General features: G+C 38.9%; 20 protein-coding genes. 7 read left to right on the top strand and 13 right to left on the bottom strand.

Going from position 1 to position 23,729, the window contains the following annotated elements; genetic code table 11:
• Positions 1-193: 193 nt before the first annotated feature.
• Positions 194-1,210, bottom strand: coding sequence for a VanW family protein (locus FAY30_RS10160; protein WP_149869771.1), 1,017 nt, complete (start codon positions 1,208-1,210; stop codon positions 194-196).
• Positions 1,211-1,516: 306 nt separating this feature from the next.
• On the opposite strand from FAY30_RS10160, the gene FAY30_RS10155 reads away from it, so the two are divergent.
• Entirely contained in the window at positions 1,517-1,834 is a 318-nt protein-coding gene (locus tag FAY30_RS10155; protein ID WP_149869770.1) for a hypothetical protein, read from the top strand.
• Between the two features lie 78 nt (positions 1,835-1,912).
• On the opposite strand, the gene FAY30_RS10150 is transcribed toward FAY30_RS10155, so the two are convergent.
• Both FAY30_RS10150 and FAY30_RS10145 read right to left on the bottom strand, forming a co-directional pair.
• Entirely contained in the window at positions 1,913-2,149 is a 237-nt protein-coding gene (locus FAY30_RS10150) for a hypothetical protein (protein WP_190284860.1), read from the bottom strand.
• Between the two features lie 40 nt (positions 2,150-2,189).
• Complete coding sequence (locus tag FAY30_RS10145) at positions 2,190-3,743, bottom strand: xanthine permease (RefSeq protein WP_149869769.1); 1,554 nt, start codon at positions 3,741-3,743, stop codon at positions 2,190-2,192.
• Positions 3,744-4,147: 404 nt separating this feature from the next.
• On the opposite strand from FAY30_RS10145, the gene FAY30_RS10140 reads away from it, so the two are divergent.
• Positions 4,148-5,023 carry an alpha/beta hydrolase gene (locus FAY30_RS10140; protein WP_149869768.1) on the top strand — a complete coding sequence of 292 codons (876 nt, stop codon included), beginning with the start codon at positions 4,148-4,150 and terminating at the stop codon, positions 5,021-5,023.
• Positions 5,024-5,073: 50 nt separating this feature from the next.
• On the opposite strand, the gene FAY30_RS10135 is transcribed toward FAY30_RS10140, so the two are convergent.
• The 7 genes from FAY30_RS10135 to FAY30_RS10105 all read right to left on the bottom strand — a co-directional run bounded on the left by FAY30_RS10135 (position 5,074) and on the right by FAY30_RS10105 (position 13,320).
• Positions 5,074-5,523: a nucleoside deaminase gene (locus tag FAY30_RS10135; RefSeq protein WP_149869767.1), complete on the bottom strand. Its 450-nt coding sequence runs from the start codon at positions 5,521-5,523 to the stop codon at positions 5,074-5,076.
• A 66-nt stretch (positions 5,524-5,589) separates the two neighbouring features.
• Positions 5,590-7,131 carry a xanthine permease gene (locus tag FAY30_RS10130; RefSeq protein ID WP_149869766.1) on the bottom strand — a complete coding sequence of 514 codons (1,542 nt, stop codon included), beginning with the start codon at positions 7,129-7,131 and terminating at the stop codon, positions 5,590-5,592.
• A 65-nt stretch (positions 7,132-7,196) separates the two neighbouring features.
• Positions 7,197-8,153: a carbamate kinase gene (gene arcC / locus FAY30_RS10125; protein WP_149869765.1), complete on the bottom strand. Its 957-nt coding sequence runs from the start codon at positions 8,151-8,153 to the stop codon at positions 7,197-7,199.
• A gap of 21 nt (positions 8,154-8,174) precedes the next feature.
• Positions 8,175-9,347: an ankyrin repeat domain-containing protein gene (locus FAY30_RS10120; RefSeq protein WP_149869764.1), complete on the bottom strand. Its 1,173-nt coding sequence runs from the start codon at positions 9,345-9,347 to the stop codon at positions 8,175-8,177.
• A 117-nt stretch (positions 9,348-9,464) separates the two neighbouring features.
• A complete protein-coding gene (locus FAY30_RS10115; protein WP_149869763.1) occupies positions 9,465-10,892 on the bottom strand; it encodes a YlbE family protein in 1,428 nt (475 codons plus the stop codon).
• 2 nt (positions 10,893-10,894) lie between these two features.
• Positions 10,895-12,439, bottom strand: a complete 1,545-nt coding sequence (gene fdrA, locus FAY30_RS10110; RefSeq protein WP_149869762.1) for an acyl-CoA synthetase FdrA — start codon at positions 12,437-12,439, stop codon at positions 10,895-10,897.
• Positions 12,436-13,320: an oxamate carbamoyltransferase subunit AllH family protein gene (locus tag FAY30_RS10105; RefSeq protein WP_149869761.1), complete on the bottom strand. Its 885-nt coding sequence runs from the start codon at positions 13,318-13,320 to the stop codon at positions 12,436-12,438. The genes fdrA and FAY30_RS10105 overlap by 4 nt, the downstream gene beginning before the upstream one ends.
• A gap of 212 nt (positions 13,321-13,532) precedes the next feature.
• On the opposite strand from FAY30_RS10105, the gene FAY30_RS10100 reads away from it, so the two are divergent.
• Positions 13,533-15,260: a PucR family transcriptional regulator gene (locus FAY30_RS10100; RefSeq protein WP_149869760.1), complete on the top strand. Its 1,728-nt coding sequence runs from the start codon at positions 13,533-13,535 to the stop codon at positions 15,258-15,260.
• Between the two features lie 58 nt (positions 15,261-15,318).
• Here FAY30_RS10100 and FAY30_RS10095 read toward each other — a convergent pair whose 3' ends face one another.
• From FAY30_RS10095 to FAY30_RS10085, 3 genes are all read right to left on the bottom strand, one after another.
• Positions 15,319-16,539, bottom strand: a complete 1,221-nt coding sequence (locus FAY30_RS10095; protein WP_149869759.1) for an amidohydrolase — start codon at positions 16,537-16,539, stop codon at positions 15,319-15,321.
• Between the two features lie 15 nt (positions 16,540-16,554).
• Positions 16,555-17,793: an amidohydrolase family protein gene (locus FAY30_RS10090; RefSeq protein ID WP_149869758.1), complete on the bottom strand. Its 1,239-nt coding sequence runs from the start codon at positions 17,791-17,793 to the stop codon at positions 16,555-16,557.
• A gap of 69 nt (positions 17,794-17,862) precedes the next feature.
• Positions 17,863-19,440 (bottom strand): glutathione ABC transporter substrate-binding protein, encoded by a 1,578-nt coding sequence (locus tag FAY30_RS10085; protein WP_149869757.1) that lies wholly within the window; start codon positions 19,438-19,440, stop codon positions 17,863-17,865.
• Positions 19,441-19,782: 342 nt separating this feature from the next.
• Between FAY30_RS10085 and FAY30_RS10080 the strand changes: the two genes are divergently transcribed.
• From FAY30_RS10080 to FAY30_RS10065, 4 genes are read left to right on the top strand one after another with little or no spacing between them, the layout of a single operon-like run.
• A complete protein-coding gene (locus FAY30_RS10080; RefSeq protein ID WP_223820990.1) occupies positions 19,783-20,637 on the top strand; it encodes an ABC transporter permease in 855 nt (284 codons plus the stop codon).
• A gap of 14 nt (positions 20,638-20,651) precedes the next feature.
• Positions 20,652-21,572: a nickel ABC transporter permease gene (gene nikB, locus FAY30_RS10075; RefSeq protein WP_149869755.1), complete on the top strand. Its 921-nt coding sequence runs from the start codon at positions 20,652-20,654 to the stop codon at positions 21,570-21,572.
• Positions 21,573-21,588: 16 nt separating this feature from the next.
• On the top strand, positions 21,589-22,626 hold the full coding sequence (locus FAY30_RS10070; protein ID WP_149869754.1) for an ABC transporter ATP-binding protein: 1,038 nt from the start codon (positions 21,589-21,591) through the stop codon (positions 22,624-22,626).
• Positions 22,607-23,599 (top strand): ABC transporter ATP-binding protein, encoded by a 993-nt coding sequence (locus FAY30_RS10065; RefSeq protein ID WP_149869753.1) that lies wholly within the window; start codon positions 22,607-22,609, stop codon positions 23,597-23,599. The genes FAY30_RS10070 and FAY30_RS10065 overlap by 20 nt, the downstream gene beginning before the upstream one ends.
• Positions 23,600-23,729: the final 130 nt, after the last annotated feature.

Here is a 23,729-nt window from a genome sequence, read left to right as displayed (position 1 = left end):
GCGCTCCAACTGAGATAAAGGAAACACGAAGAACCGGAGGCGATTCGATGTTGACTTATCGTAGGGCGGAGCGCGAAGGACACTAGCCGCTAGGGCGCTGGAGCTGGACATTTCTCAAAGTCGAAATTTATTAATTCATATAATAATAAATAAAATCCCTTCTGTCAGATGAAGGGATTTTTCTATCGAATTACTATCGCTTTTTAATCAGGCTTTGATTGTTTTTGGATGTTCTTACCTCAACCGTTAACGAACCATTTTTGACGATTGCTTTCAAGATAACTGGAACACCGGTTGTATTTTTAAATCTAAAATCCTTGCCGCCATACGAAACAGTGGCATCCCTTCCCGTCGGCACGTAGCCAACATGCAGGGAGTGATTATGCTTTTCAATATAGCTGACGGCAACCTGATCAATCGCGTTATATAAAGTGGAGGATGTTTGACATATGCCTCCGCCAATCCCATCTACCAATTTACCATCGATAATTTCCTTTGCAGGCTGGTATCCATGCTCGGCATCACTTGGACCAACTGTCGAATTAAACGAAAATGAGTCACCCGTTCCGACAATAACATTATTGATTGCTTCTGCTGATAGGGAAATATTTTTGTTTCTACCTGCTGCACCAGTACTAAAATACGTTGTGTAGGAAGCAATGACCACTTCTCCAAGCTGCACAGCCTCCTCTTGCTGGTAGCCGCTCGCAGTTACATACAATGGAATTTCTACATCTCCGCCCTTAGCTGAAATCTGCATAATCTTATCAGTTAACTCCGCTTCATCAAGGATGGTTTGCGGTGTTCCTTTTATCACCTGACCGTTTGCATCCAGCCGATCGAGAGTCATTCTTTGGTCGTACCCCTGTGTTTCTATTGTCCCTCTCGCCAGCTCCCTTGTTATTTTCGTTATTTCTGCTTTGTATCCTTCCTCATCTTTACCAAAACCTAAGTCCTTCGTATTAAAGGTTCTAACAATGCCTTTTGTATTGGGGTCAATAATATTGACGTAAATAGGCCTTGCTTCTTCCTTTTTTCTCCGCTCTTCTTCCAGTTTCTTTGCTTCGATTTCTTTTTTCTCTTTTTCAACTTTCTGTTGTTGCTCTGCTGCTTTTGCTTTTGCTTGTATTTCTTTCGTGGTTTGTTCCGAGCATCCAACTAAACCGAGTAAACTTCCTGCTAGCAAAATTGTTAGTAACCTTGTAAACATTCTCTTTTTCCCCAACTTTTCTCGTATTTTAACATTCATAACCTATTTATATACTATTGGACGCATGCAAATGGAAAATTGTTTCATAAATTCTCCTATTCTATTCCATTTTTATTTCAAAGCTCTGTAAATGTTTTAATCATTTCGTAACATTTGTTTTATTTTATCACTTCGACGTGATAAAAATATCACATTTCTTTTAATAAATTTATGGAAACTAAAAAATAGCCGTTAAGGACTATGAATAATCATAGGGAATAAGTAAATAGTAATAAATAAATTTGCTCATTTATTGGAGGTGTGAAAATGTCTATTTATGTTTATCAAACGTTTGTCATTAAACAGGAGAAATTTAAGGAGGGAATTGAAAATTTAAAGGAGATTAAAAATTTCAGGAATGAAAATTATGATCACAAGGTAGAGATATTAACACCTGTTTCTGGAAAGGATCATACATACGCCCTACTATCAACTTACGAAGGTTTAGCAGAAATGGAATTACAAAATAAAAAAATGTTTGATGATGAGGAGTACCTGAAATTAATTGGAGATTTTTTTCTCGAAAATATTGCTCAAGATAGTATGTATACACAAATCTACCGAACCACGATTGAAAAGAAATAAAAAGCCGGCACTAATCTTTTTTTAGCGCCGGATCAAAAAACAACAGCTACAAACTGACATCCGTTTAATAAATTTTTTCTATACTAATTGGCTAGCAATTGAGATGCCTAACGTGGCAAGGCGGTTTGCCCTTTCAACATCTGCGCCTGCCGTTAATGAGGCGAGTGAGAATGCGTGGCTAATTGTTACCTTGCCCTGTAAGCCAGCTTCCTCAGTCAGATCTGCCAGGCGGCGAATGGCCTTTAAGCCAGTTTCGCCTCCTTCATGAAGGTGAATATCAATGCCAGCTTTGTAGTCTACCGCAATTTGTACCATCGTTTGTAACGATTTCTACATATCGCCCCCTTACATTGTTTTACGCTACAGCTCCGCCTTCTTCTTTTTCCGAATTTTGGGTATGCTTACTGCGATCCATCAAATATTTCACTACAAATAATCCGCTGATCATTAGGTATGCATAGACAAATTGCATGGATGCGGGCTGCGCAAAGCCAACTGTTCCAGCGTGGATAATTCCGAATAGCGAAAGCAAAGATGCAATTCCCGCAGCAATCGCAGCACGAATTGGTTGATTTTTAATAGCAAAGATCGCTAGACAGCCCCACATTAAACTACTGATTGGTGCACCATTACCAAGATGGACTAAACCATTATAATACACACCCTTGGCAGCCAGTACCTTAGCCCCAACTGCTTGCCCAGTTGTTCCAGCTGCAGATAAAACATTATTTGCTAATGATAGTGCCCAGTTGGCAATCCACGGGAATAAACAGATGAATATAACTGGCACTTCAAGTTTTGGAGTTTCACGGACAACTTGATTGGCCGTAACGATACCTACATATACCAAGATTGGTACGATTGCTACAACTGGAATAATGGATAATAAAAGAGCGCCTATTCCAAATAGCGAAATGATCAGCATCGAAGCACCGGTTGCAATGGTATAACCCAGTCCTGCACCCATGGCTTTCCATCCGGCATGACCAATGTAAACTGTGACTGGATAAGGGTTACCTGCAAATGCTCCGATGCAAGAGGAAATACCATTGGCTAGCATGACTCTGCGTGTTTTGTATGGATCACCTGCAGCGTGAGCACTCTCAATATTTTCTAAATCAAAAATATAATTGGCCAGACCTAGCGGAACCGCTGAAGCTAGATAAGGAAGAGCATGCGGTATTCCAGAAATTAAACTAGTTATATGTACTTCAGGTGGATTAAAGCCTAAAGTATGGAGTGCGGCAGTAATAGCAGCGGGATCTTGCAGACCAAAAATCCAAGCCAATGCTGTTCCTGATGCTAATAATAGAAAACCTGTTGGGATTTTCGCAAATATAGGTGACTTACCGAACCAATTAAGAAAAATAATGATAAGTACGACAAACGCTACTAAAGGAGTTTCAAACGATTGGAGCATGGGATTCATAGCTAATAATAATAAGCCAAGACCAGATAAACAGGATAAAAGGACTGTCTTTGGAATGATTTTTCTTAGTGTGTCTCCTATAAAGGCACCAATGATTAAGATTGAAGCTTCAAATAAGCACCACACCAATGCGATTGAGAAAGCAAAGTTGGCATCATTGGTGGTCTTATAAACTGGAAGAATAACCAAAAAAGTAACTGTAAATATGGAAGGGGCACTTGGACCTGATGGTAACGCCGTGATATCCATTCTCCCTGTTTCCTTCACGAGCATACGGCCAAATACAAAGTAACAGCAGCTAGCTAAGAAAATTCCCAGACCAAATCCCGGAACAATCCTTCCATAAACAATTTCTGAAGGAAAGCCAACTACAAAAAGTAATAACGATACCATTGTCAATAGATTTGTTAAATTATTCGCGAGTAATCCAAAATAAGCTGCCCAATCTCCTTTTTGCCACAACTTTAATGTTTGCTCCATTTCATTTCACCTCTAATTATTTTGGTAAACACGGTCTAACCTTTTTCAATTCTTATTCCATGAATCCTAGATCTCAAGCCTCCTTTTATTAATTCCTGACGAATGATTTTTCGAAAAGCAAATACATTAAAAAATTTACTGAAACCTTTATTACATTAGAAAACCCTTACAAGGATAATTTTAGTAATAATTACTGCAAACGTCATTGTCTACAACCACCAAAAAGCAAGGCTATCATTTAGGCATGTTATACAAAGGAGTTTGTACAAATTTTGTCCTAGACAAGTAAAATTTGGTTGGTTACTTTGTTGTATAATTAATGAATTGCGTCCCTGCATTTGGTAAACTAAATTGAATGAAAATCATCTTGTATTCACTATCATGATAGGACGTGAAATATAGATATGAAAAAAACAGTTGTTTATAAGAAAAATGATTTTTTTGAAATTAAGGCTGATTTTCATGGGATTCCCCATGATAACGCACCTGTTGCCGTTTATATTCATGGAGGCGGCCTTGTTTGGGGAACAAGAGAAGAGATCAGTGAAGACATGCTAAAACTATACACGGATAATGGAATTGCTATATTTTCAATTGACTATCGACTGGCTCCTGGGACAAAACTTCCAGACATTCTTGAGGATATACAGGACGCTCTTCATTGGTTAGAATTAGAAGGGCCAAAGCAGTTTTCTATTGATCCGAATAGAATCGCAGTAATCGGAAGTTCAGCAGGCGGTTTCTTAGCACTTTCTGCTGGAACATTTACTCATAAGCCTCGTGCGATTGTCTCTTTCTATGGATATGGTGATTTAGTAGGTACATGGGCAACCACCCCCAGTAGTTTTTACTGTCAAAAAGATATTGTCCCAAAAGGGGTTGCTGCATCACTTGTGACGGACCAGACAATCACAGAAGCTTCAATAGAGGAGCGATTTCTCTTCTATGTGTATGCAAGACAGCATGGAACATGGATTGAGGAAATCACAGGCATCCGTCCAGAAGGTAATACGGAAGTACTCAGGAAGTATTGTCCAATTCACAATATAACTAGTGATTATCCGCCAACGCTTCTGTTACATGGAACAAAGGATACTGATGTTCCTTATGAACAGTCTGTTTTTATGAGGGCTGCCATAAAAAAAGAAGGAGCCGAAGCAAAGTTAATCACAATTCCAAACGGTGAGCATGTATTCGATAAAGATTTCTATAATCCAGTTGTCCAAAATGCCCTTAAACAGGTCATTGACTTCCTTCAAACTCATCTTGCCAATAACTAAAAAAAGTCCGGCGCTGTCATCGACAGGCTGGACTTTTTCGATTAATTGATTTATTTGTTTAGTTTGTGGAAATGCTCCCATAGGTCATCACAATCTTCTCTATCTTCCACTTTTATCATGTTAATGACACTATCGTCTTCTCCTGCTAAATATTGGCGCAGGTGCATGTCTGAGAAACCATTCTCTGCAGCGTCATCTCTTGTGCTGCAGTAGTATACATCCTTGATACCAGCCCAAATCATAACAGAAACACACATTGGACATGGTTCACAAGTAGCATAAACAACACAATCTGATAAATCCATAGTTCCTAATTTTTTACAGGCTTCTCTTACAGCTACCATCTCTGCATGTGCAGAAGGATCCGTATCTCGCATCATGGTGTTGCTAACTGCTGCAACCACTTCATCGCCTCGGACAATCGTTGCACCAAATGGTCCACCAACTTTGTTCGCCATTCCAACTATTGTTGCATCAGCAGCTAATTTCATAAAATCCATATTAAAAATCCTCCTTAACCCATGAATGGGATTAAAATGTTCTAATATCTAAGTTGCATTCATTTTTTACTCTGTAACGGGACCAATATTATCTTTCTTATTAACATAAAGTTTATATACTAAAAACGCTGCCATTAGTAGATATCCCCAAACGAAAGGCATAGCAATTTCTTGTGCAAGTCCGAGAGTGCTTGTATGAATTGCACCAACAAACGTTAAAACAGCTCCAAGTACTGCAGCTATTATGCCTCCAATAGGCGTGTTTCGGATCGTAAATACAGCTATACAACCCCAAATAACACTTGTAATAGGAGCACCATTACCTAGAGCAACCAAGCCATCGTAGAAAAGTCCAGCATTGTGCAGGGCATGTGAAGAAACCTGATCGGCACCTGTCCCTACCGACATACCAGTAGCTGAAATTGCATTATTTACAGCAGTAAGTGCCCAAGTAGCAACCCATGGGAAGAAACATACAAATATTGCCGGAGCTTCAAATTTCGGACTTTCTTTAACAACCTGATGCCCTGTTACAATCGCAATAAACACGAGCATCGGAACAATAGCAGCAATTGGGACAACAGCTAGCAACAGACCCATAAGACTAAAAATCGATAATAGGAATATGGCAGCAGAGCTAGCAATAGAATAGCCTAAACCTGCACCAACTTCTTTCCAACCAGCATGACCTACATATACGGTTACTGGGAATGGGTTACCACAAAGGCCGCCTATTGCTGAACAAATACCGTTTGTAAGCATAACGTCTCTAGTTTTATATTCATCTCCACAAACAGCAGCAGCTTCAACGTTTTCCAGATTAAAAATGTAGTTTGATAATCCTAGCGGTACAGCAGTTAATAAATATGGCAATGCAGCGTTAAAACTGTCGGCAAACCCATTTAAATGCAACATAGGAGGATTAAAGCCAAATGATTTTAGAGCTTCAGTAACATCAGCAGGATTTTGATACCCAGCAATCCAAGCAATTGCAGTTCCAATTACAATCAATAATAAACCCGTAGGTATTTTCTTAAATATTGGATGTTTACTTAACCAGTTCATGAAGATAATTATAATTGCAACAAATGCCACTACTGGCATTTCAAAAGATTGTAGCATTGGGTTCATACCCAAGAATACAAATGCCAAACCTGCCAAGGCTGCTAGCAATACAGTTCTAGGGACAAGCTTTCTGATCGTTTCACCGAGGAATGCACCTATTATTAAAATAGCAGCCTCAACGAAGCACCACATCACAGCAACTGTTGTTGTGAAAGCAGCATCCTTTGTTTGATGATAAAGAGGAAGCATAATCACAAAGACGATAAGAAAAATACCAGGTGAACTAGACCCTGATGGTAGTGCGGTAATATCCTTTCTACCTGTTTTCTTTGCTAATTTATAGGCAAAATAAGCAAACATAATACCAGATAGAAGTACAGCAAACCCAAAGCCAGGTACAATTCGATTAAAAATAAACTCTTTTGGCATTCCAACTACAGCAATTAATAATGAAATCATAACCAAAAAGTCTGTTAAAACATTCACGAACAAACCGAAAGAAGCAGCAAAGTCTCCTTTTTTCCAAAAAGATACATGTCCCATGTGAAATTCTCCTTAAAAATGTATTATAATTAATACAGCTAAAATCTACAGGTAGTCGTTATCAATTATTTCAAATTGACAATATGCGTACCTGCCTTTTCAACGATTGCATCTTTTAAACTTTCAGGATCGGTAATTATTACCCTAGAACCATTCTTTTCTAAAAAGCTTAAACTTGCTTCGACTTTTGGAAGCATACTGCCTGGAGGGAAATGACCTTCAGCCGTAAACTGCTTTAATTCCTCAACGGTAATTTTTTCTAGGGCTTGTTGATTAGGTTTTCCAAAATTGATACACACTCTTGAAACACCAGTTGTAATAATTAACGTTTCCGCTTGAACTTGTTCTGCTAATAGGCTAGTTGCAAAATCTTTATCAATAACAGCATCAATACCTTCATACGTATTATCAGCATTCTTAACGACAGGAATTCCACCGCCGCCAACTGCAATAACAACAAAACCTGCTTCAATCAACGTTTTAATGGCGTCCTTTTCTACAATATTAATCGGTTTTGGAGAAGGTACTACTCTTCGATAACCACGGCCTGAATCTTCGATAAAAATCCAATCTGGATGTTCTTTCTTCATTTCTTCCGATTGCTCGAAAGAGAAAAATGAACCTACTGGCTTAGTTGGATTTTTAAAGTTAGGATCATCACCGCTAACTTCAACTTGAGTAATCACAGTTGCCACTTTTTTGTTAATTCCTCTTCTAGCAAATTCATTAATCAATGCCTGCTGAATTTGGTAGCCAATCCCGCCTTGAGTATCCGCACCACAATTGACAAGAGGTACTACTGGCATACCTGCTACTTCATTTGCTATTTCAGATCTTCTAAGCCCAAAACCTACTTGAGGTCCATTTCCATGTGTGACAACAACTTGGAAGCCTTCTGCAACCATATCAGCAATATTAACGGCTGTTTCAGTTACAGCTTCATATTGTTCCTGAACAGAGCCACTTCCATCTTCTCTTACTAATGAATTTCCCCCGATAGCGACGATAACCAATTTTTCCACAACTATTCTCCTGTCTTTTCACTAATTGAAATGTTTATTAAGTAACTCTATCGACTGTTCCTTATGCAAATGATACAAAGGATTCGTAGGGTCATGTTCGATGGCATTCTCTATAGCCTCTATTGCTTCCTGATGTTTACCTAATGACCTCAGACTATTTGCCTTATGAAATGAAAAATCATATCGATGAGGCTGTAGTGAGAGCAGCTGATTCATTTCATTCACTGCTTCCTCGTGCCTTCCCAATTCTCTTAAATAATTGGATTTGTGATAGCGATAAAACGTCTCATTAGGATTTAGCTCACTAGCCTTATCATATTCAGCCAATGCTTCTTCAGGTTTGTTCATCAATCTTAAACAATTGGCTGTGTAGAAATAGAAATCCAATTCATGTGAATTTAAGGCCAATGCCCTGTTGTACTCATCAAGTGCCTCTATATATTTCTTTAATTCTTGTAAGCAATATCCCTTATAAAAGTAGAGGTCAAGATTACTAGGATCATTTTCAAAAGCTTGATTGATTACCGTAATTGCATCCTCATACTTATTTTCCGCATAAAGTTTTTTTACTGACCGAATGACTTCGTTTTCTTCTGTGAAATCCCTGTTGAGAATTTTCGCAACCCTATCATGTTTAAGTTCTATAGCATGCTGCAATGATGATTTTCCGTCCCGATCCGGCAGATTTACGTCTGCACCAGCTTCGACAAGCATTTCGATGATATTTGAGTATAAACGGCCTCCATTGCCCAAAATGACTGATTCAAGCAGCGCAGACCACCCTAAATTGTTCACATGATTTACAGGAACTCCTGCTTCTAAACATACCTGAACAGTTTTAAGATAGCCCTTCTCACTAGAAGGTAACAATGCAGTGCCGCCAAATCGATTCACACTTTTTAGATCCGCACCAAAATTCAGCATCATACTCAGAATTTCATGAAAGCCGTTTGCTCCTGAACAAATAAAGGGCGTTAGTTGAGTAATGTCCCTTGTGTTGACGTCACTGCCTGCTTCTAGTAACAATTTAACCACTGAGATTTGATTTTTTTGTGTTGCCGCCATTAGGGCTGTACGGCCATTTTCATCTTTAAAGTCAATGCTCGCGCCTTCTTGTAAAAGCCGTTGGGCAACTTCCACTTCTCCTTGTTCACTTGCATAGATAAGATTCATGTTTAAGGAATTCTTCTCCATCTAAATTCTCTCCTATTCTCATGTCTATCTTTAGCCTTTTGAAAAAATTTTTAGGGAAGAATTGCAGACCATTGATTGATACATTGGGCTTTCCATTCTTCCCTAAACTAGTATTTTTTAATGAATATTTTCTGTTAAAGTTAACAATGCTTTTTCAAATGCTTCAACTGGCGGATGGGTAATACCCGCACCAATCATTCCAATTCCAGCATCTTTATGGGCAATGGCCGTATTAATAATAGGCATGATTCCTGTTTGAATGACTTTTCGTACATCGATCCCCGTTGGAATACCCATGAAATCAAGCAATGGAATCGTCACATTCGGATTTTCAGTTGTTGTGATTTCTTTCATTTGTGTTGAAAAACCGATAGCGTCCTCTACTGTTCCACCTACTAATGCAACGATTGCAGGAGCTGTCGCCATCGCAAACCCACCAATACCATATGTTTCAGTAATCGCACTGTCACCGATATCAAGTCCAGAATCCTCCGGCTTGTAACCTGCAAACATTGGGCCAATGACCTTTTGAGCCGGTCCAGTAAACCAAGTATTCCCAGGCATCCCACTAACACGGATTCCGAATTCTACACCATTACGTGCCATAGTGGTTACGATTGTACTATTTTCAATTCCGTGTGCAGCATCAAGCGCACATTTAGCCATAGCCATCCAAGTAGGACCAGAGAAATAATCACTGCTGGCAACAAAGTCAAAGACTTCTTTCTTCTGTTCGATTGTATAATCCGTTTGTAAAATGTATGGAGTTAATGCTTGAATTAAAAGGGTTGTTCCTGCAACATTTCGGTTGTGGCATTCATCACCCATGTGAAGCGCTTGTGCAAGCATTAAACGTAAATCAATCCCTTTTGGATTTAGTTTCATTGCATCTCTTAAGATTGGACCAAATACATCGCGCATCCATACTAATCGATCAATAACACTTTGATCGTTCGCACCCATCCGAAGGATTTTTGATAATTGTTCACTTAAGTTAGTGTACGCAATATTTCCGTATGTTTTATTTTCAACAATGTGCATAAACATCGAGGCAGATGTGACACCGGCCATGGAACCTACACAGTTGTGTTCATGACAAGGTGAAAAAGTAATTTCGCCTGATGCCGCAAGTTTAGCTGCCTCTTCGATATCCTTCGCTAGCCCTTCAAAGACAATAGCACCAGTAACGGCACCCTTCATTGGTCCATTCATTTTATCCCAAGTAATAGGAGGTCCCGCGTGAAGGATTGTTGTTTTCGTCATTCCAGGTACACAATTTATAGCTTGATCGTACCCAATTAACACTGGCTGTGAATTAATAATTCTTTCAACTGCAAGCTTATTCGCTTCTTCGATTTTTTCCAAAATCGCAGGATTTTCAAGTTTATCAAGCGCAGCAATTAATTCAGGGTTACCTCTTCCTGGCGGTGTCCATTCTAAATGAATGACTTCGGAACCTTGTTGTGTTAAATCATCTTTAAAGGACTCGATTCCTACGTTAATGACATATGGCTTACTTTTAAAAAGATCGTTAATTCTACTCATGGCTATTCTCCCTTCACTACAAATTCTCTAGCTAATAGTCCAGCGTTTTGGCTGCTGCTAGCATGTGTTACGCCTGCGGCTAATAACTTATTAATTTGCTCATCAAGATCTTGAGGATCTAATTCTGTTCCTAGAACATATCCGATAATTTCTAAATGTCGTCCTTCATCTTCCGCCAGTTGTTTGGCTTCAATCATTGCCGGAAGAAATGCCCCGACTGGGTCTTCGTGTGCACCATATCCTAATACAAAGTCCATTACAATGACACCAACAGATGGATCCTTTGCTTCTTGCATGAATCTTTCAAGACGAGTAGCAGGATCAATCATTGGATGCGGCTTGCCTTGTGTATATTCATCATCACCGAAATCGATAAATGTGTGCTCTTGGCTTGTATATCTGTCTTTCAAACGAAACTCTGGATTTCTTTGAATGTTGCTGTAGACATTATCGAATTTCTCCATCGCTGCATGCATGGCTTCATCGCAAAGAGTTCCGCCGCTGAATAATCCACGAATATATTTCTGTTCCGGCGTTAATTTTGTACGAACCTCTTCAATAAGCGGAATGTTTAACGCACGTTTGTTGAGTTTGCTTTCATCAGCACCAGCTAACAATACTGCTTTAAGTGCTGCTTCTTTAGACATTTTCGCAAAATGGCCGCCAGCCTCAGTGATTTTTTCTTCATCGCCGCCAATAAACCAAACAACTACAGGCTTTTTACATGTTTTAATTTTGGCTAACACTTTCTCTTCGACACTTGGTGCAGGTGGCTTTGAAACAAGGACAATAACTTTAGTTGCTTCATCGTCTTCAAGTGCTTGGATACCGTCAAGCATCATGATGCCGCCTACTGCTTCTTTTAAATCTCTTCCGCCAGTTCCAATCAGCTGTGTAATCCCGCCGCCAAATTCGTGGATGCGGACGCTTACTTCTTGGCTGCCAGTTCCGGAAGCTGCGACAATTCCGATGTTTCCTTTTCTAACTGCATTTGCAAAACAGAGTGCTACATTACCAATAATGGCTGTACCACAGTCAGGCCCCATCATCAATAAGCCTTTTTCATGTGCTATTTGCTTTAATTCAATTTCATCTTCTATACTGACATTATCGCTGAACATCATGACATTTAAGTCATTTTCAAGTGCTTTCCTTGCCTCTCTTGCGGCATAAGCCCCATTCACAGCAATAATAGCTAAATTTGCATCTGGATTACTTTGAGCCGCTGACGAGATTGTAGAATATTTAACTTCACTTTTGCCTTTAGAAGTACTCTTTTTCGTAAACAACTCATTAATGCCTTCGAAAGCGTTTTCGCATAACTCATCTGTTGCCGCTTTTACGACAATAATAAGATCGCTTGTTTTGGCTTCCTCCACTTCCGGAGTCATTAATCCGACATTCTTCATTACCTCTTTATTCATTTCAGTACCCATTGCAATAATTGCCTGTTCAACACCATCAATTTGATTTGCTTTCGTTGACAGTGACATTAATGACACTGAATCAAAATACGTGTTTGGTTTAATCAAAGCTTGTACAGTCATAATTTACCTCCTGCTTTTAATTTGGTCTCCAGCCCACAGACAAGACCTAAGGAAATATCTGTTCCGGATGAAGATCCGATGGATAGTACTTTATTTAAAGAGAGAAATAAGTCTTCTTCGTTCCCAGCGATTAAGGACTCGATTAAACTAATGATAGACTCTCTCACTTTCCCAGTTGCTGCTTTTTTCAAAGCCATGTAGCTAATGTCATTTGTTAAGGTCTTTGCATGCTTTAGTACATCTTCACAAAATGATCGCTGGGCATAGAAGGGGCTGTTTTTCATATTAAAAACAGTAAAAATCCCTGTTAAAAAATCATCACCAGACGGAGTCAAACCCGGCCCTAAACCAATAAGCGAAACCGCATGCGGTATTGCTAATGACACATGATTATTTTCTAATTCGTTCAAAAGTAAGTTCTTTCGCTTTTCAAGCATCTTAGACATTTCAGCTTCAAAAGGACCTTGGGCTGCCATTTGCTTTTTAAAACCACCGCTCTTACCATACATGTCGATATATTCCTTCATCCTTCTAATATTACGAATCAGGATTTCTACATTAGGTGGATAAACCGGGATCACACTTTCCCATTTAGATGCTTTTTCAATTGATAAAGCGAGTTTATTTTCAATGTGTAAGGTTTGATTTTTAACAAATACCCTATCATTTACTTCTATACCTAGGAAACTGACATGATCTACATCAATAATTAATGTATTAGGCCCATTGTCTATTTCACTGCAGGCAATGGTGAATAACTCACCATTTTCTAAACATTGAATATTAAATGTTCGATAAAAAGTACTATGCACAAAACCACTGAAGCTGGAATGAGTAATTCTCTTAATAAATTCAACATCACCAGATATTGTTTCTCTCACGCAAAACACCTCATAGACCTAGACTGTTTTTTGTCTAATCTAATTTGACTGGAATAAGCCTCCTTTATTTGACAAACTTAAGACCTTACATGATTATTTTAGATATATTGCATAAAATCGTCATCGTTTAATCAATCCAAAAAGATTTGAATTCAATTGTGCAACATATACAATGGATTGTGATAATATTTTGACAGAGGAGTGAGAAGACTTTGCTTACAGTTAAAGATTTATTTGAAATAAAAGCGATTGACGGAATAAAAATTATCGCCGGGGAAAAAGGGATCAATAATGAAATATCAATCGTAAATATTATTGAAAACCCTGGTGCATTTGATTGGCTTTCTCCTAATGAATTGCTTTTATCAACTGGCTTTATTTTTAAAGATAACGAAGAACTGCAAAATAGGATTATTAAGGAGCTATCTGAAATTAATTGCGCTGGGCTCGTTGTCAAAATGAAGCGGTACTTTGATAAACTCCCGCAAAATATGATTGACCAGGCAAATAAGTATGGTTTACCACTAATTGAGTTACCCTTCGAATATACTCTGTCCAGAGTTATTTCGATTATTAATGAGAAAGCATCTGGGAGATATGATTTACTGAACCGAAAAACGTTAGACATGCATAATTTATTTTTTAGGATTACGCTTGAAGGCGGCGGGATCGAAAGGATCTCTTCCTTATTATCCGAAACCATCAATAACCCAATCATTTTTGTTGATAAGGATTGGAAATTGCTCCATTTCACGGAGCACAAGGATAACAAAGTGCCGCTTGCCTACTGCTTTGATTTAATAATAAATAGACCAATTTTCACGCAAGCGTTCATAGACTCCATTCCGGATAATATTAGTGAAATGAAGAAGTCCATTAAACGAATTTATCATTTGGAAGCCATGGAAATTAAGTGCCGCATCTTACCCGTCGCGGTAGCAAATTATCTTTATGGATATATAATTGTTTGGCAAACTGTTCGAGAACTATCGGAATTTGATTATATTATCCTTGAACAGGCTTCCACAATCATGGCACTTGAGATGATAAAAGCAAAAGAGATTGAGGATGTAAAATTAAAAATTAGACAGGATTTCTTTGATGATTTGCTCACAGGAAAAATCACTTCCAGTGAATCCATTCAATCACTAAGCGAATTGCATGGTTTAAATTCACAATATAAGTATTTTTGTATGGTAATAAATTTTGATACAGCGGACCTTGAACGGTACGAGGATATAGTGGCAAGGAAGGTTCAGTTAGAGAATAAGGCTAGAAAATGTGTGGATCTAGTTTATGAACATTCGAATTTAGCAAATGGGGAGATTACATGCTTTTATCGTAACAATCACATTATCATTTTAATGGGACAAAATGAAAACAAACCTCCTATTACATTAAATGAAGCGAAGTTGTACGGAAACGGGCTTTATAGCGTACTGACCAAACAAATGAAAAATACAAGTTTCTTAATTGGCATTGGCAGACAATATGAAACAATCCATTCACTTCACAAGAGTTTTTCAGAAGCAAATGAATCAATCAGACTCATGCAAAAGTTTAATGACCGTGGAGGAGTCTCCCATTTCGAGGATCATTCCATCTATCATTTCTTGGACAGTAACATTAAAGACATGGAATTAGAGGACTTTTTCATGAAACGTCTCGGAAAAATATATGAACATGATCAACTGCACGGGACAAGTTATATTATTACGTTAGAGAACTACTTTCTAAATAATATTAATATAAGTGAAACAGCCAAAGCGATGTTTTTACACAGAAATACCCTGATCTACAGAATTGAGAAAATCAAAGAAATTTTAAATACCGATCTAAAAAATTCAGAGGAATTGCTGCAAATTCAATTAGCCTTAAAGATCTTTAGATTGTTAAACAAAAGACTTTATTCAATTACGGAAAAGCCCCGTTCTCACTAATGTGAACGGGACTATTTTTTTTCTATGCTTTGCTTTAATATTCGCAAAAGAGCATCACCTAAATATGTCCAAATACCACTTTTCCTTTAAACACAACAGCCTCTCGCTTTGGCGTTCTTGCAACAGCTTCTGCCGAACAAGATGCATTGACCAAAACAAGACTCGCTTCATCACCTATTAACGGCCAGGCAATTTCACCATCTTTTGTTAAAGGGGTTAGGCCTCCTGTTGCCCATTTTAACGATTGTGCCAAGGAAAGTTCATCACTCTTTCGATATAACTCCCCAAAGTGAGTAACCTTTTCTAAAATATCTCCTGTTCCGTATGGACCCCAGGAATCATAGAAACCGTCACAGCCTAAATAGACGTTTATTCCTTTTCGATCCAGCAATTCGATGGGCGGAAGTGTCCTGGTGATTGGTATTGTCGACATGATTGACATTCCGAGATTACTCAGCTTATCAGCCATTTCTTCCTGTTGTTGGATTGGTACTTCACCTAGGCAGAAGGCATGGCTGACGGCAGCACGATTATGCCATTTTGCTTCTTCCACCATTTCTGCAAATTTATCAACCGTGTAATACCCGACATGTCCGTTGTCATGTAAATGAATATCAATATCGGCATCAAATTCTGTCGCTAGATTCATCACTTCAAAGAGTGACTTTTCAATATTGCGGTCAATTCCTGCCGGGTCCAGCCCACCCACAAGTTGAGCTCCCGATCTCATTGCTTCCTTCATTAGTGGAATTACATCTTCTCTCAATAGGCCGTGCTGCGGGAATGCTACTATCTCATAGGTTAGCTTATCAGAGTAATCCTCAAGCGCCGATTTAATCCCCTCTAGATTTTTCAATCCGATATACGGATCAATATTTACATGTGTGCGGATATGTGTGGAGCCATGAGAAAGCAGCAATTCAATCATCGCACTTGCCCGCTGATTCGTTGTCGGAGCTAATTCAGCAAGCTCCATCGCTTCTAAACGTAAACGGTCTTCTAAATTTTTTGCTGGGATCGGTGCCTTCCAATCTAGAGAGAGATAGGTTTTGTCTAAATGATTATGCATTTCTTTGAATGGAGGAACAGCCAAATATCCTTTTCCATCAATCGTTTTTTCACCTTGTGGAATGACATAGGTATTACTCTTCTTCTCTACAATTTTACCATCCTCAAATTTCAAATGAAAAAGCTCAGTATTCGTTTCATAAACCCCTTTTTCATCCTGTATATATCCTGTTTCTAATCGTACATTTGTTAACCAATAGGGAGTGGTCATTCTTTTATTCCTCCTTTAAACTTGAACCGTGTTTGATTCTATTACCTTACTTTCAACCTTTTTCCCTTTGAAAAACAATGATTCTACTGAGGCTCTCCTTGCCACTGCTTCCGCAGAACAGGATGCATTCACCAGCATCATTGTTGCTTCATCGCCCACCTTGGGCCAAACGCGCTCGCCATTTTCATTAAGCGGGGTAACGCCGCCAGTACCATATTTTAAGGCTGTTGATAGGGAATATTCATCAGACAATCGGAACCGCTCTGCAAGAGTTCCCAGCTTCTGAATGGTATTACCTGTGCCAAATGGCGACCAGTGATCGGTAATACTATCATGACCGACGGATACAGAGATTCCTAACTTATCTAGTACCGGGATCGGTATAGTAGCTCTGTTAACGGGTACAGTAGTTGTTACATCTATCTCTTGATCTTTTAAAATAGCAGCCATTTCATTGAGTGCTTCAGCTTGAAGATCACCTAATGCAATTCCATGGCTGATCGTAGCTCTGCCTTTAAGACCCGCTTCTTTCGTATAATGGGCCATTCTTTCAAACGTAAATGCCCCTAATGTGTTAGGGTCATGTAAATGGATATCTACGCCCTTATTGTTTTCCACTGCAATTTCAAATATCGTATATAAAGACTTTTCAATATTTCGATCAACAGTCGCAGGATCGACGCCCCCAACTAATGTTGCTCCATTTTTCATCGCATCCCGAATCAATTGGATAGAATTACTTTTTAACAATCCATGCTGTGGGAAGGCGACAATTTCATAGGTAAGAACATCCTCGTATTTTTTCAAGGCATTCACCGTTGCCTCTAGATTTTTAAGACCTATCACGGGATCCACATTACAATGGGTACGAATATGCGTATGACCGTTTTTCAAATACAATTCAATCATTTTCTCAGCACGTTCTTGGGCAGTAGGCAGCAGCTTTGGCAGCAGTTCTTTTTCCTCTTCTAATCTAGTAAAAATCCCTTTAGTGATTGGGGTACAAGCCTTCCAAGGTCCTCCATAGTACGTTTTATCGATATGAATATGCATATCTCTTAAAGAAGGGAGAAGAAGTTGATTTTTTGCATCGATTTGCTTCTCATCAGTATTCGGTAATACAGGTGAGATTTCGGTAATTATTCCATCTGCAATTTTCAAGTGGCAAAATTCCGTCTCGGTACCGGAAATACGATGATTATCGTATTTGAAGCCCTTTTCTAATTTGACATTAGTAAGCCAAAACGTAGTCATTCCAATTCCTCCAATTTTAAAAAGTAGGAAAAGTACTTTTTTGCAAAAGTACTTTCCACGTTGATTCCTTTACTTTATAACGACATCGTCAATCATTAGGTAATTTGCAGCATTTAACCAAAAACCACTGACGTTTTTATTATGAGCAGCCATGTGCTCGTAGTTACGGATTGGAATATAAACAGCATCGTCAATTTCTAATTGCATAACATCTTCATATAGCTTTAAACGTTTTGCTTCATCTGTTTCCTTACGTGCTGCTTCGATTAGCTGGTCTACATCGGGATTACTATAGTAGAAATGGTTCCCTGCAGGTCCTTGAGATGCTGAATGGAAAAGGTTATATTGGTTATAATCCCCATCACCTGTCGCATTTCCCCAGCCGTTGATAACCAATTCATGCTCACCTTTATTAATCATTTCGATAAAGGCACCATATTCCATTACTTGAATATCAACTTTTACGCCAATCCCTTTTAACTGAGATTGAATAACTTCTGCCATGTTAATTCGTTCTTTACGATCGCTTGTCAATAATGTAATCTCCAGTCCATTTTCATAACCTGCATCTTTTAATAATTGCTTAGCTTCATTCAAATCATAGTCGTAAGGCTTGACCTTGTCACTATATCCGAATACTTTAGGACTCATTGCTACATTTGCTAACGTTCCAACATTATTGTATACACCTTTAATGATGGCTTCTCTCTCAATCGCATGACTGATTGCTTTACGAACTCTAATATCATCAAATGGTTTTTTCTTTGTATTAAATCCGAGGAATTCTACAGCAAGTCCATCTGTACGATAAAGCCCCATCTTATCAGAAGCCTCAATTCGTTCAATTTCTGAAACAGGAACTTGGTCGTTGATGTGAGCTTCACCTGTTTCGATCATTGCAAGACGTGTTGCATCTTCCGGTACAACTTTGAAAACTACCCCATCAATGTTGGGCTTCTTGCCCCAATAGTTTTCATTTTTCTTTAATGAAATTTCTTGACCGCTCTTCCATTCGCCAAACACAAATGGACCGGTACCAACTGGATGCTCAGCCAATTTTTCAGGGTTCTCCGCTAATGCTTTTGGGCTAATGATGCTTCCTTCATTACTTGCCAAAATGGATAAAAGTGGTGCATATGGATAAGCAAGCACTAATTGGACGGTATATTCATCTACTACTTTAACTTCTGTAATCATTGCAAATTTCTCACGCTGCGGCGATCCCGTATTTGGATCTAATAAACGGTCAAAGGTTGCTTTTACTGCTTCAGCGTTGAATGGTGTTCCATCATGAAAAGTGACATCGTCTCTTAATTTAAATTCCCACGTTGTATCATTTACTACTGTCCATTCTTTCGCTAACAGCGGTTGAATTTTAAAATCCTTATCAGGTACAACCAGTCCCTGATAGACCTTTTGATAAATAATATTTGCTGACGGAATATCTGTAATGAAATGTGGATCTAATTTTGTCGCATCTGAAAGCCGAACAACAGTTAAGGTACCACCCTGTTTCGTTCCCTCTTTTTTGCTTGCCTCTTCATTAGAAGAATTCGATTTTGTTGAACAGGCTTGAGCAATTACTAACATCAAACCAATTAATACTAAAAGTAGCCCGTTTCTTAGGGTGCGTCTTTTTCTCTCCATTTTTAGTCTCTCCTTTGTATTTTCTAAAACGTTTAATCTAAGATGTAATTTGTTTTTCACCACCCTTGTGCATCTGCTTATCTGCATTATAGAAGAAGATGCACCGGAATATTTACAGAATATTTACTAAAATTTTAAGTATTTTGACAAACAATTTAAAAAATATTTACTTTCATGTGAATTTTGATAATTTTGTACATAATCCACAAAAAAAATGAATGGTTTCGAAAGGAGGACCATTGCAACAAGAATGGACAGCTTACTATCAAATAGTAAATTAAGGAGGGTTTTACAATGTCACTTGATGCAAAAGTTGAACAACCAGCTGTAGTCACACAAACAATGATTCAACCGAAAGAATCAAAATTAAGAGAATTCTTATCTATTTTAATGTTAAATAAAGCGGCAATGGTCGGTGCAATCATTATTCTTTTCTATATTGTTGTGGCGCTATTCGCACCACTCTTAGCTCCATATGATCCCTATGAGATTAAATTGGAAAATAAACTGATGCCTCCGTCAGCTGATCACTGGATGGGAACCGATGATAAAGGAAGAGATATTTTAAGTAGAATTCTCTATGGTTCAAGACTATCAATGGGTATTGGGTTTGCCGCAGTAATCTTTGGTGCATTTTTTGGTATTATTCTTGGACTTGTTGCAGGCTACTTTGGAAAATGGGTTGACTCCACTATCATGCGAATCATGGATATCCTGCTTGCATTCCCTGGGATATTACTAGCATTGGCAATTATTAGCGCATTGGGACCTGGCTTACTAAATGTAACCATCGCTGTTGGAGCTTACTCTATTCCATTATTTGCCCGAATCGTTCGCGGTTCTACTTTAGAAGTGAAACGGCTGGAATACATTGACGCAATCCGTTCCCTCGGAGCAAATGATCTAACCATTATTTTCAAACATATATTACCGAATATTCTTTCACCAATCATTGTACAAGGAACGTTAAGACTTGCGACCGTTATTCTATCAGCAGCCGGTTTATCATTCCTTGGACTTGGTGCCCAGCCCCCTTCACCAGAATGGGGAACGATGTTAAGCAGCGGAAGGGATTTCTTATTCTCTGCTCCATATATTGCGATATTCCCAGGCTTGGCGATTTCAATTCTTGTTTTAGGTTTTAATATTTTTGGTGATGGATTACGCGATGCGTTTGATCCAAGAATGAAGAAATAGAGGAGGCTGGCAAAATGTTGATGTTTATCATACGCCGTTTATTGCAAACAATCCCAGTTGTTATAGGGGTCACATTTGTTGTGTTCTTTATTATGCAGCTAGTTCCGGGTGACCCTGCTGTATTACTTGCTGGTGAAGGAGCTTCGAAAGAAACCATTGAAGCCATTCGTGAACAATTAGGGTTAAACCGACCATTATTTGTCCAATATTTAGATTATTTAATGAGCATTTTCAGAGGTGATTTTGGGGTTTCACTTAAGAATAGTCAGCCAGTCCTCGATGAAATATTAGTAAGATTGCCGATCACAATCGAGCTTGCCTTTTTTAGTATTCTGATAACAGTCGTTTTAGGCATGGCTGCAGGAATAATATCTGCCATTAAGCCTTATTCCCTTACTGATACAAGCGTTATGATCGTAGCTCTTTTAGGTATCTCGTTACCCAGCTTTTGGTTCGGCTTAATGATGATGTATTTCTTCTCAGTTAAGCTGCAAATCCTTCCTGTAGCCGGTTGGGATAGCATCCTCCATATCATCCTTCCAGCCCTTACATTGGGTGCGGGTGGGGCAGCAATCGTTGCTAGAATGACAAGATCAAGTATGCTCGAGGTCATTCGTCAGGATTATATCCGGACTGCTCGTGCGAAGGGTCTTCGCGAACGGGTGATTGTTTATAAGCATGCCTTACGTAATGCGTTAATTCCAGTCATTACAGTAGTTGGTTTACAATTTGGTGCTTTGCTTGGCGGAACGGTTCTGGTTGAATCAATCTTTGCGATTAATGGACTAGGGAGAATGATTGTGGATTCGATTCGTATGCGTGATTTACCAATGGTTCAAGGCGGAGTATTAGTAGCCTCATTAGTTTTCGTAATCGTGAATTTATTAGTCGATGTAATGTATCGCTTCTTCAATAAGCGGATTGAATTAAATTAACAGGTGGTGAATGACCGTGACCAAGAATAACAACCCAATTTTAGAGGTAAAAGGATTAAAAACACATTTCTTTACAAAACGTGGCGTGAGTAAAGCGGTAGATGGCATTGATTTCACTTTGCATAAAGGGGAAACTTTGGGGATTGTTGGTGAATCCGGCTGTGGGAAAAGTATGACATCTCTCTCCATCCTCCGCTTAATCCCCTCTCCTCCTGGGAAAATTGCCGGAGGACAGGTTTTATTTAAAGGAAAAGATTTGGTAACGATGTCAGAGGATGAAATGCGAAAAATTAGAGGGAATGAAATCTCAATGATTTTCCAAGAGCCAATGACCTCGTTAAATCCTGTCATTCCTGTTGGTGAGCAAATTGCCGAAGCATTAAGATTGCATCAAAAAATGGGACGAAAAGCGGCGTGGGATAAGGCAGTCGAAATGTTAAAGCTTGTTGGAATCCCTTCACCTGAAAAAAGAGCAAAACAAGAACCGTTCCAGTTAAGCGGCGGAATGCGTCAGCGTGTAATGATTGCAATGGCACTTGCTTGTACCCCAGAGGTTTTAATTGCTGACGAACCAACAACAGCCTTGGATGTGACCATCCAAGCACAGATACTAGATTTGATTAAAGACTTGCAAAATAAGTTGGGAATGGGTGTCGTTATGATCACCCATGATTTAGGTGTTGTTGCAGAAACGTGTGATACAGTTGCAGTTATGTATGCAGGCAATATTATTGAACATGCACCGACTGAGAAGATTTTTGCCGATCCAAAACATCCATATACCCAAGGTTTACTAGAATCACTTCCTAAGATTCATGAAGATCAGGAAGAACTGCAAACAATAGAAGGCAGTGTTCCAAGTCCATACAATATGCCAACAGGCTGCCGCTTTGCTACAAGATGCCCTTATCAACAACCGCTTTGTCATCAGAAGCAGCCAGAGTTGATTGAGCAGAATGATGGTGTAAAGGTTCGGTGTTGGATGTATACTGATCAATGGACTGATAAAGTTATAAAAGAGGAGGCTGAAAATAATGCAGGCTGCAGCAGATAAGAAAGTGTTATTACAAGTCGATCATTTAAAGCAATATTTCCCTGTAAAAACAGACTCACTCTTTAAACCAAAAGCCTATGTTAAAGCAGTAGATGACGTCTCATTCCAACTCTATGAAGGCGAGACATTAAGTATCGTTGGTGAATCGGGCTGCGGTAAATCAACAACAGGACGTGCAATATTAAGACTTGATGAACCTACAGATGGAAAGGTTTATTATTCCGGGAAAGACATTTTAGGCCTTAATAAAAGAGAAATGAGAAAGCTTAGAGGAGATTTACAGGTTATTTTTCAGGATCCTTTTGCCTCACTTAACCCCCGGCAAACCGTAAAGCAAATTTTAAATGAAGCGATGGCCATTCAAGATGTAGTAGTAAAAACAAAAAGAATGGATAGAATGCTTGAATTACTCGGTTACGTCGGTCTGCCCCCAGAGGCTCTTGACCGCTACCCTCATGAATTTAGCGGCGGACAGCGGCAACGAATAGGGATTGCAAGAGCACTGGCGGTTAATCCTAAATTAATTATTTGTGATGAAGCCGTTTCCGCTTTGGATGTATCTATCCAAGCACAAATCTTAAATCTGTTAAAAAAGCTGCAAAATCAGTTCGGATTAACCTTTCTATTCATCTCTCACGATTTGAGTGTAGTAAGACATATCTCGGATCGGGTAATGGTCATGTATCTAGGTAAAGTGGTTGAAATATCCGATAAAAAAGATTTATTCGACAGAGCGCTACACCCATATACTCAGGCATTGTTATCATCCATTCCCGTACCAAATCCGGGTTTAAAACGGGAGCGTGTAATTCTAAAAGGAGATGTTCCCTCCCCTATTAATCCACCGAGTGGATGCCGCTTCCATACGCGCTGCCCAGTTGCGACGGAGAAATGCAGAACGGAAGAACCGGAATTAAGGGAATTAGGAACGAATCATTTTGTCAGCTGCCACTACGCTGAAAAAATGACGTAAAAAATATTTTTTAAAAAAAATGAAAATAATATAAAATATTAATAGAGTAGGGTAACCTCTTTCGAGGCTACCCCCTCATCAAACCGTACGTGCCCTATTAAGGCATACGGCTTACCAATGTGTTACAGAA

Origin of the sequence: Bacillus sp. S3, assembly GCF_005154805.1 — a bacterium.
Taxonomy (GTDB): Bacteria; Bacillota; Bacilli; order Bacillales; family Cytobacillaceae; genus Neobacillus.
The sequence above is the reverse complement of the archived record's forward strand: the minus strand, read 5'-3'. Positions and strand labels throughout refer to the sequence as shown.

Bases quoted from the DNA above. Each gene is read 5' to 3' on its own strand.
- FAY30_RS10085 (WP_149869757.1), bottom strand. From the start codon at position 19,440: ATGGAGAGAAAAAGACGCACCCTAAGAAACGGGCTACTTTTAGTATTA.
- FAY30_RS10145 (WP_149869769.1), bottom strand. From the start codon at position 3,743: ATGGAGCAAACATTAAAGTTGTGGCAAAAAGGAGATTGGGCAGCTTAT.
- nikB (WP_149869755.1), top strand. From the start codon at position 20,652: ATGTTGATGTTTATCATACGCCGTTTATTGCAAACAATCCCAGTTGTT.
- FAY30_RS10150 (WP_190284860.1), bottom strand. From the start codon at position 2,149: ATGGTACAAATTGCGGTAGACTACAAAGCTGGCATTGATATTCACCTT.
- FAY30_RS10080 (WP_223820990.1), top strand. From the start codon at position 19,783: ATGATTCAACCGAAAGAATCAAAATTAAGAGAATTCTTATCTATTTTA.
- FAY30_RS10095 (WP_149869759.1), bottom strand. From the start codon at position 16,539: ATGACCACTCCCTATTGGTTAACAAATGTACGATTAGAAACAGGATAT.
- fdrA (WP_149869762.1), bottom strand. From the start codon at position 12,439: ATGACTGTACAAGCTTTGATTAAACCAAACACGTATTTTGATTCAGTG.
- FAY30_RS10065 (WP_149869753.1), top strand. From the start codon at position 22,607: ATGCAGGCTGCAGCAGATAAGAAAGTGTTATTACAAGTCGATCATTTA.
- FAY30_RS10155 (WP_149869770.1), top strand. From the start codon at position 1,517: ATGTCTATTTATGTTTATCAAACGTTTGTCATTAAACAGGAGAAATTT.
- FAY30_RS10130 (WP_149869766.1), bottom strand. From the start codon at position 7,131: ATGGGACATGTATCTTTTTGGAAAAAAGGAGACTTTGCTGCTTCTTTC.
- FAY30_RS10120 (WP_149869764.1), bottom strand. From the start codon at position 9,347: ATGGAGAAGAATTCCTTAAACATGAATCTTATCTATGCAAGTGAACAA.
- FAY30_RS10115 (WP_149869763.1), bottom strand. From the start codon at position 10,892: ATGAGTAGAATTAACGATCTTTTTAAAAGTAAGCCATATGTCATTAAC.
- FAY30_RS10090 (WP_149869758.1), bottom strand. From the start codon at position 17,793: ATGACTACGTTTTGGCTTACTAATGTCAAATTAGAAAAGGGCTTCAAA.
- FAY30_RS10160 (WP_149869771.1), bottom strand. From the start codon at position 1,210: ATGTTTACAAGGTTACTAACAATTTTGCTAGCAGGAAGTTTACTCGGT.
- FAY30_RS10140 (WP_149869768.1), top strand. From the start codon at position 4,148: ATGAAAAAAACAGTTGTTTATAAGAAAAATGATTTTTTTGAAATTAAG.
- FAY30_RS10135 (WP_149869767.1), bottom strand. From the start codon at position 5,523: ATGGATTTTATGAAATTAGCTGCTGATGCAACAATAGTTGGAATGGCG.